This window comes from Acidobacteriota bacterium (assembly GCA_012517875.1).
GTDB lineage: Bacteria > Acidobacteriota > JAAYUB01 > JAAYUB01 > JAAYUB01 > JAAYUB01.
In genome coordinates this window covers 1-7,379 of record JAAYUB010000065.1, presented here as the reverse complement: position 1 = coordinate 7,379, position 7,379 = coordinate 1, and the positions used below count along the sequence as shown (strand labels likewise).

The window sequence follows — 7,379 nt, the reverse complement described above, 5'->3', positions numbered from 1 at the left end:
GTCCGCCTTGACACCGAACAGCCGGGCGGGAATGACCCGGGTGTCGTTGAGCACCAGCAGGTCGCCCGGCCGCAGCGTGTCGGGCAGGTCGGTCACCTGCGCGTGGCGGACGTTCGCCCCCGCCCGGTCGACGATCATCATCCGGGCCTCTTCACGCCGGTCCGCCGGCAGTTGGGCAATCCGGTCCGGAGGCAACTCATACTGGAAATCGGACAATGTCAGCATTGCATCGTCAGGCTGGGCCGGCAGTGTCCGCTTTGGCCGCGGAGGGTGATTCCGGAGACTTGCCGGCCGGGGGGCCAGCGAAGCGGTGGATGTGATAGGTCATGTGCGCGCCGAGCAGGATGATCCAGCAGGACACGTACACCCACACGACGATCACCACGATCGCCCAGATCGATCCGTAGACCACTTCGTAGTGGAAGAGCGGCACCGTCCAGACAAAGATGGTGTTGGCCAGCTGCCAGATCAGTGTGGCGATCAGGCCGCCCGAGAGCGCCTCAGTAAAACAGACGGAGGTGTTGGGCAGGATTTTATAAATCAAGGTGACCATCAGGGCCATCAGCAGATAGGCGCTGAGCCCGAGCAGGATCTGGAACGACAGCTCGCCCACCGACCAGCCCTCGTCCACGATGCGGGGCCGCAGGAAACGGATGGTCGCCAGAAGGGTGGTGGAGCCGAGGAACAGAACGGTGCTGACCAGGATGATCCAGAGGTTGGTCAGTTTGCGCGTCCAGAACGACCGGCTCGCCTCCACGTTCCACGCCTTGTCCAGGGCCTCCTCCAGCAGGTGAAACGACCACATGGCCGCCCACAGGAAGATGGAGGCGTAGGTGATGATGGACTCCCACGATGGCGGGGCGATCATTGTGTCCAGGTTGTCGAGAATGAAGTGGCGGGTCGTCGCCGGAAAGATGGCCACCGCCTGCTGGACCACCTCCCGGCTGCGCTCGTGGGTCCGGACCAGCATGTCGCCCACCGCCACAACCAGCAGGAATGCCGGAAACAGCGAAATCAGGGTGAAATACGAAATGGCCGCGGACGTGGTGGGGCCGCCGGTGGTGAAAAAGCTCCGCAGCGACAACCTCACCAGGGTGAGAAAGCCGGATTCGCTGCGGGGGAAAAACAACCGTTTCAGCATGCCTCGGCTCCCGGAACAACCGGGTAATGGTATCACAACTCCGGACAGCGCGCCAAAGAACCGGCCAAGCGGCGGCCGCCTTCAGAGGCGCGCCCGCAGCTCCTTGATCTCGGCGCGGAAACGGGGGATGAGCGGCAGGCTGATCGTCTGGGCGCGCGAGGCCGCGGCCCGTTCCACATGCCAGAAGCAGAAGGCCAGCTTCGTCGCCGCCCGCAGGAACCGCCGGCGGGCGGTGAAACGGCCCCAATGAGGCAGCGCGGCCAGCGGCCAGCCGAGCCGGCTCCAGAACGAACCCGCCGCTTTCAATTCGGCATCGGTGAGACGGCCGGTGGTCACCTCCACGGCCAGCATCCGCCGCACAATTTTCCCTTCGCGGACCACCAGTCCGATCACCAGTACCAGGAGAGCGATGAAGAGGGGAAGCCAGACAATCAGGTAGATCACGAAGAAGAAACCCTGGGTGAACGTGGCCACGGCATTCCAGAGGGCATGCAGAAACATGGCCAGCGCCAGGCCCGCCAGCGGCAGCACCACCCGGAGCGCCCGATTGTGTGTTTCTCTGGCCAATCCGCAGCCGATGCCCGTCATTGAGGTGAACAGCGCATGGGAATACGGCGAGAGCACGCCCCGCATGATCACCACCGGAACCAGTCCGCCCACTCCCTCTTTCAGAAACATCCCGCCGTAGTAGAGCACGTTCTCCACGGTAGCGAAGCCGAGTGCGATCACCCCCGCGTACATGACGCCGTCGAGCACGTCGTCGAACTCCCGCCGCAGCAGCAGCCAGATCAGGATCACGCCCAGCCCCTTGATCCCCTCCTCGATGATGGGTGCGGAGAAGATGGATGACAAGGCGTCGCCGGCCTCCGCCCCGGCCATCGCCGAGGCTACCGCGCCGAAAAAGGTGTTCATGGCGAAGGAGATGAGCACTCCTACCAGCGCGCCCCACGCGAAGGCGGCGGTGATGACCCACGCCGGCTCGGGATCGTAGCGGTCCAGCCAGAGGAACAGCGCCAGGTAGAACGGCGCGGGGATGAACGCCACGATCAAACCCACAATCGTTCCGGTCACCCCCAGGCTCAGCAGCAGGACCACCAACACCAACAGGGCGATGCCGCCGCCGATGCATACCGCCGCGGCCGCGCCGAGCCAGGTGGAATGGCGCGGTTTTTCCTTCTCCGGATTGTACAGGCCCAGCGTCGTGATGCTCTCGTGGAGCGACAGCGGCTGCGGCGGGACCGGCGGACTCGCCGGCGTGAAGGGACTCGCGGCCGGCGGAGATTCCGCCATACGCACCACTCGCAAACGGGGCCCGCCCGTACCCAGTTCCACCACATCGCCCGGCTGGAGCTCCACCCGCCGGACCCTCACCCCGTTGACAAACGTTCCGTTGCGGCTGTCCTGGTCGTAGAGGACGTGACCGCTGATCTCCCGCTGGATGATGGCGTGCCGCGCCGAGACAGTGTTGTCCCGGACCGCATCGAAGCGCAGGGTACACTCCGGCGCCCGGCCGGCGAGCAGCCAGCCGTCGCCGAGCGGCAGGACTCTGCCATGCAGGGTGCTTCCCTCGACGACCAGTTGCAGTTTCACGTCAACTCCGCGGCGGCGACCGGGTTCCGTTTCTGTAGCCGGAGCCTGCCGGATCGGTCCTTCCGGCACCAGTGTAGCCGAAGCCGGGGAGGCCGTCAAAAGCTTAGCACATCCCACTCGGACCGACACGGACATCGGCTGGACGAACCCGGCCGGCCGCGGGTGTATAATCAGGAACAGGCGGTGAGAGGATCACCCGATGCGTGCAACCATCCATCATGTCACTCCGGACGCCGAGTCGTTCATTCCCGAGGGTTGCTTCATCCTCGAACTGTCCAACAGTCCGGATGATCCGGACGTGTCCATCGCCCGGGCGCGTGTCGCGCCCGGCGCCACCACGCGGTGGCACCGACTGACGGGGACAGTGGAACGCTATGTCATTCTCACCGGCGCCGGCCGGGTGGAGGTGGGCGATCTGCCGCCGCAGGACGTCACGCCGGGTGATGTGGTGCTCATCCCGCCGGCGTGCCGCCAGCGGATCGCCAACACCGGCAGTGAGGATTTGATCTTCCTCGCCGTGTGCACGCCCCGGTTCCAACCCACGTGTTATAAAAATCTTGAAACCGAATGTCGCCATGGAGACGCGCCGTGAAAATCGCCACCTGGAACGTGAACTCCATCCGGGCCCGGTTGCCCCGGCTGCTCGATTGGCTGGGTCGGGAACGGCCCGACGTCGTCTGTCTGCAGGAGACCAAGGTCGTCGATGATCAGTTCCCATTCGCCGAGATCGAGGCGCTGGGCTACCACTGCGCCGTCTTCGGCCAGAAGACATACAACGGGGTCGCCCTGCTCAGCCTGGCCCCGGCGGCGGAAGTGGTGCGCGGTCTCCCCGGCGATGCGGCCGATGCCGACCGCCGCGTGATCGCCGCCACCGTAGACGGCGTGCACGTCGTGAGCGTGTACGCCCCGAACGGCACCGCCCTGGATTCCCCTCGCTACGAGGAGAAGCTGGCCTGGTACCGTCGGTTCCGCGACTCGCTGGACGCCGCGCTGCCGCCGGCGTCCGCCTTGGTGCTCGCGGGCGATTTCAACGTCGCCCCCGAAGACCGCGACGTGTGGGATGTCGCGGCGTGGCGTGGGCAGCTGCTCTTCACCGATCCGGAGAAGGAGGCGTTGCGCCACCTGACCGGCTGGGGACTGACGGATTTACTTCGTCGGCACCATCCGGAGGAGACGATCTTCACCTGGTGGGATTACCGCGGCGGCGCGTTTCACCGCGGCTGGGGGCTGCGCATCGACCACATCCTCGCCAGCGCGCCCATGGCGGCGCGCTGCTCCGGTGTGGCGGTGCACCGGGACGAGCGAAAGGGGGAGAAGCCGTCCGACCATGCTCCGGTCGTGGCGTCGTTCGATTAAAACCGCTCAGGGAATCGCGTTGAACGCGGCCAGGTCGGCGGCCTGCAGCGCCGGGTTGTGCTCTTTCTCCTCGTCCAGCCGGCGGATCAGGACGGGGCCGTAGTCATGGCCGGGACAGACCGCCAGATGATCCGGGAGCTCCTTGAGCCGCTGGAGACTCCGGAACAGTGCAGCCGCGTCGCCCTCGGGCAGGTCGGTGCGGCCGCAGTCGCCGATGAACAAGGTATCGCCGGTGACCAGCCAGGTGTCGTTCACCACCAGGCAGATGCTCCCGGGGGCGTGGCCGGGCGTGGCCAACACCACAGCACTCAGGTTCTCTTCCCACCGGAGCATCGCGCCGTCGACCAGGAGTCGGTCCACCCGCACCCGGCCGGAAAGCAGGCGGGCTGTCTCCGCGTGGGCGTGCACGGCTGCGCCTGTCGCCGCCGCCAACGCGACCGTGCCTGCTACATGATCGGTATGATGATGGGTGAGGATGATCGCCTTGACACCTGCCCTTAGGTCACGGATAATTTCCAAGAGACGATCGGGGACAGGGTCCGGCCCAGGGTCCACGACGAAGCCGCTGCCACCCGGGCAGCTGGCAAACAGGTAGGCGAAATTCCGGCTGCGGCCCTGAATGATCTGTTCGAACACCATCGTGAACCTCCTGCGGATCTGCGACACCGCCCGGGCCGGCCCCTGACCCGAGTGGACGTAGCCCGATCAACCGGGGGACGCGATCAGCAGGTGCAGCCCAGTCCGTACCGGTCCATGAAGCGCCGACCAGCCCCTGTCTGCAGGAAGAGGGGCAGGGTGGGCCCCATGCGCACCTTGCGGAAGCCCAGTTTCAGCAGCGACAGTATGATGCCGATCGCCTTCTGGTCGTACCAAGCCAGCTCGAAGTCTATGGGCAGGTCATTGACGTCGTCGATGCCCAGAGCTGCCTGAAGCGCCAGAGCGATCCGCACCAGCGAATAACAGTCATTGCACTGGCCGGCATCCAGCACCCGGGGCAAACCGGCGATGTCGCCCAGCGGCAGCTTGATGTAGCGGTACTTGGCGCACCCGGCCGTGAGGATGACCACCTCGGGCGGCAGTAACCGGGCCAGGTCGGTGAAGTACTGCCGCCGAGGATCGCGGCCGTCGCAGCCGCCCATCACCACGAACCGGCGAATCTTCCCCGTGCGGACCGCGTTCAGAACGCGATCCAAATGCGCGGAGACGAATCCGTGGGTGAATCCGCCGACAACACGGCCCTGTTCGATGGGCTGGGGCGGAGGACATCTGTGCGCCAACCGGATCAGGGCGCCGAAATCCTTGGCCTGACCGGCCGGCGCGTCCGGAATGTGGGGAATCCCGGGATATCCGGCCGCGCCAGTGGTGAAGATCCGATGCCGATAGGCGTCCTGGACCGGCACGATGCAGTTGGACGTGACCAGAATGGGGCCGTTGAAACTGGCGAATTCGAAATCCTGCATCCACCATGCGTTGCCATAGTTGCCGACCAAGTGAGCATGCCGGCGCAGGGCGGGGTAGTAGTGGGCCGCCCACATCTCGGAATGCGTGTACACGTCAAGGCCGGTGCCCGCGGTCTGCTCCAGGAGCTCCACCAGGTCCTTGAGATCGTGACCGGTCACCAGGATACCCGGGCGGGTGCGCGTGCCCAGCGGAACCGGCACCGCCTCCGGCTGCCCGTAAACGGCGGTGTTGGCGCGGTCCAGCAGCGCCATGGCGTCGATCATGACCCGGCCCGCCTCGATGGCCAGATCACCGAGTGCCGACTCGTCCTCCTCCCGGGCGATAGCCGCCAGCAGCCGGATCACGGCGCCGAGCAGCGTATCGTCGTAGAAGTCGTTGACCGCGGCGTGGACCACGTACGCCGAAATGCCCTTTAAAGCGTACGTGGTCAGCTCCCGGAGCGAGCGGACGTCCTCGCTGGGGGTGTTGCGGATGTCCACCGTCATGGATTTCTGGCGCAGCCGCCAGACGTCGGTTTCGTCCCAGGTGACCATGTCATGCAGGGAGGGCGGGAGTGACGGCCGGTGCCGGTCGCGCAGGCGGTTCCGGATCTGCAGCCCTTCGCGGATCATGGTCACAAAGCGGTCCGGATCAAAGTTCGTGTTCGTGATGGTGGCGTAGAGCGACCGGGCGATGCAGAGCCCCGCGTCGCGGTCCACGGGCCGCCCGGAGGGTGCCGCCTCGGCGCACACCGCAATCCCCTTCAGGACATGGATCAGCAGATCCTGAAGATTGGCGGTTTCGTCCGTTTTGCCGCAGGCGCCGTGGTAGCGGCAGCCGGTTTTTTCACCGGTCTCCTGGCATTGGTAACAATACATGTGCATGGTCGTTCTCCTGGATGATCGGGGCGCCGAAGCGGATCCCCGCGCAGACCATTCTCACCGGAAATCGGCAGCGGCGTTTGATCTGGGTCAAAAACCGGGCAGAAAGGCGCCGGCCGACATGGGTCGCGCGGTGCGCCCCGTCAGGCGCACGGGGGGGACGCTGCGGAACGCGAAAAGCGCAGACGCAGGAAGGTCCAGGCGGCGATCATCCCGTCCCGCGCCCGGATTTTCTTTCCTTCGGCGAAGCTGCGGGGATGGTAACTGATGGGGATCTCCACGATAGACATACCCCGGCGCAGCACTTTGGCTGTGACCTCGGCGCAGAATTCAAAACCATCACACGCCAGTTGCAGCTCTTCCATCAGACGGCGGTCCAGCAGTTTGTAGCAGGTTGCATAGTCGGTGAGGCGCGATCCGAACAGCACGTTGGCCCACGCCGACAGCAGCCGGCCGCCCCAGTAAAAGGCCAGGCTGGAACGCGGGTTCCGCCCGCTCTGATTGCGCGATCCGTACACAACTGGGGCACCGCGGGAGACCGCAGCCTGAAGCAGCCGGACGTGATCCCGCGGATCATATTCCAGGTCTGCATCCTGGACCAGAACAAAGTCACCACCGGCGTGGCGGAGACCCTCACGAATGGCCGATCCCTTGCCGCCATTGGCCTTGTGAACAAAGCGAATTTCGCTTCCGGCCGGAGCCGCGGCGATGAACGCCTGCACCCGCTCCGCGGTGTCATCGGTGGAGCCGTCATCCACAACGATGACTTCCCGCACGGCACCCCCAAGGTCCACCCGGGTCACCTGCTCCAGAACGGCTGCGATGGTGGCGGCTTCGTTGTAAACCGGAATCAGCACAGATAGCTTCATGGACCGACCCCAGGCGAAACGGGCGACGGCGCAACACCGATCCCGACCGGTGGAGGTATGGCGAACAGCTTGACCGGCCCGCGGGTATGAATTATCTGCAGG

Annotated in this window: 8 protein-coding genes; 2 read left to right on the top strand and 6 right to left on the bottom strand. The window is 65.5% G+C overall.

Annotated elements, in window-relative coordinates; all coding sequences use genetic code 11:
- The 3 genes from GX414_07040 to GX414_07030 form a co-directional block, all read right to left on the bottom strand.
- A partial coding sequence (locus GX414_07040; GenBank protein NLI46846.1) for an S-adenosylmethionine:tRNA ribosyltransferase-isomerase occupies positions 1–225 on the bottom strand: 225 nt, incomplete at its 3' end.
- 7 nt (positions 226–232) lie between these two features.
- Positions 233–1,141 carry a YihY/virulence factor BrkB family protein gene (locus tag GX414_07035; GenBank protein NLI46845.1) on the bottom strand — a complete coding sequence of 303 codons (909 nt, stop codon included), beginning with the start codon at positions 1,139–1,141 and terminating at the stop codon, positions 233–235.
- A gap of 81 nt (positions 1,142–1,222) precedes the next feature.
- On the bottom strand, positions 1,223–2,731 hold the full coding sequence (locus GX414_07030; GenBank protein NLI46844.1) for a PrsW family intramembrane metalloprotease: 1,509 nt from the start codon (positions 2,729–2,731) through the stop codon (positions 1,223–1,225).
- Positions 2,732–2,930: 199 nt separating this feature from the next.
- On the opposite strand from GX414_07030, the gene GX414_07025 reads away from it, so the two are divergent.
- Positions 2,931–3,323 (top strand): cupin domain-containing protein, encoded by a 393-nt coding sequence (locus GX414_07025; GenBank protein ID NLI46843.1) that lies wholly within the window; start codon positions 2,931–2,933, stop codon positions 3,321–3,323.
- Positions 3,320–4,087 carry an exodeoxyribonuclease III gene (xth, locus tag GX414_07020; GenBank protein NLI46842.1) on the top strand — a complete coding sequence of 256 codons (768 nt, stop codon included), beginning with the start codon at positions 3,320–3,322 and terminating at the stop codon, positions 4,085–4,087. The genes GX414_07025 and xth overlap by 4 nt, the downstream gene beginning before the upstream one ends.
- A gap of 6 nt (positions 4,088–4,093) precedes the next feature.
- Here xth and GX414_07015 read toward each other — a convergent pair whose 3' ends face one another.
- From GX414_07015 to GX414_07005, 3 genes are all read right to left on the bottom strand, one after another.
- Positions 4,094–4,726, bottom strand: coding sequence for an MBL fold metallo-hydrolase (locus GX414_07015; protein NLI46841.1), 633 nt, complete (start codon positions 4,724–4,726; stop codon positions 4,094–4,096).
- Between the two features lie 83 nt (positions 4,727–4,809).
- Positions 4,810–6,411, bottom strand: coding sequence for a hydroxylamine reductase (gene hcp, locus GX414_07010; GenBank protein ID NLI46840.1), 1,602 nt, complete (start codon positions 6,409–6,411; stop codon positions 4,810–4,812).
- A 140-nt stretch (positions 6,412–6,551) separates the two neighbouring features.
- Positions 6,552–7,277, bottom strand: coding sequence for a glycosyltransferase family 2 protein (locus GX414_07005; GenBank protein ID NLI46839.1), 726 nt, complete (start codon positions 7,275–7,277; stop codon positions 6,552–6,554).
- Positions 7,278–7,379 lie beyond the last annotated feature (102 nt).

Bases quoted from the DNA above. Each gene is read 5' to 3' on its own strand.
- GX414_07035 (NLI46845.1), bottom strand. From the start codon at position 1,141: ATGCTGAAACGGTTGTTTTTCCCCCGCAGCGAATCCGGCTTTCTCACC.
- GX414_07025 (NLI46843.1), top strand. From the start codon at position 2,931: ATGCGTGCAACCATCCATCATGTCACTCCGGACGCCGAGTCGTTCATT.
- GX414_07015 (NLI46841.1), bottom strand. From the start codon at position 4,726: ATGGTGTTCGAACAGATCATTCAGGGCCGCAGCCGGAATTTCGCCTAC.
- hcp (NLI46840.1), bottom strand. From the start codon at position 6,411: ATGCACATGTATTGTTACCAATGCCAGGAGACCGGTGAAAAAACCGGC.
- GX414_07005 (NLI46839.1), bottom strand. From the start codon at position 7,277: ATGAAGCTATCTGTGCTGATTCCGGTTTACAACGAAGCCGCCACCATC.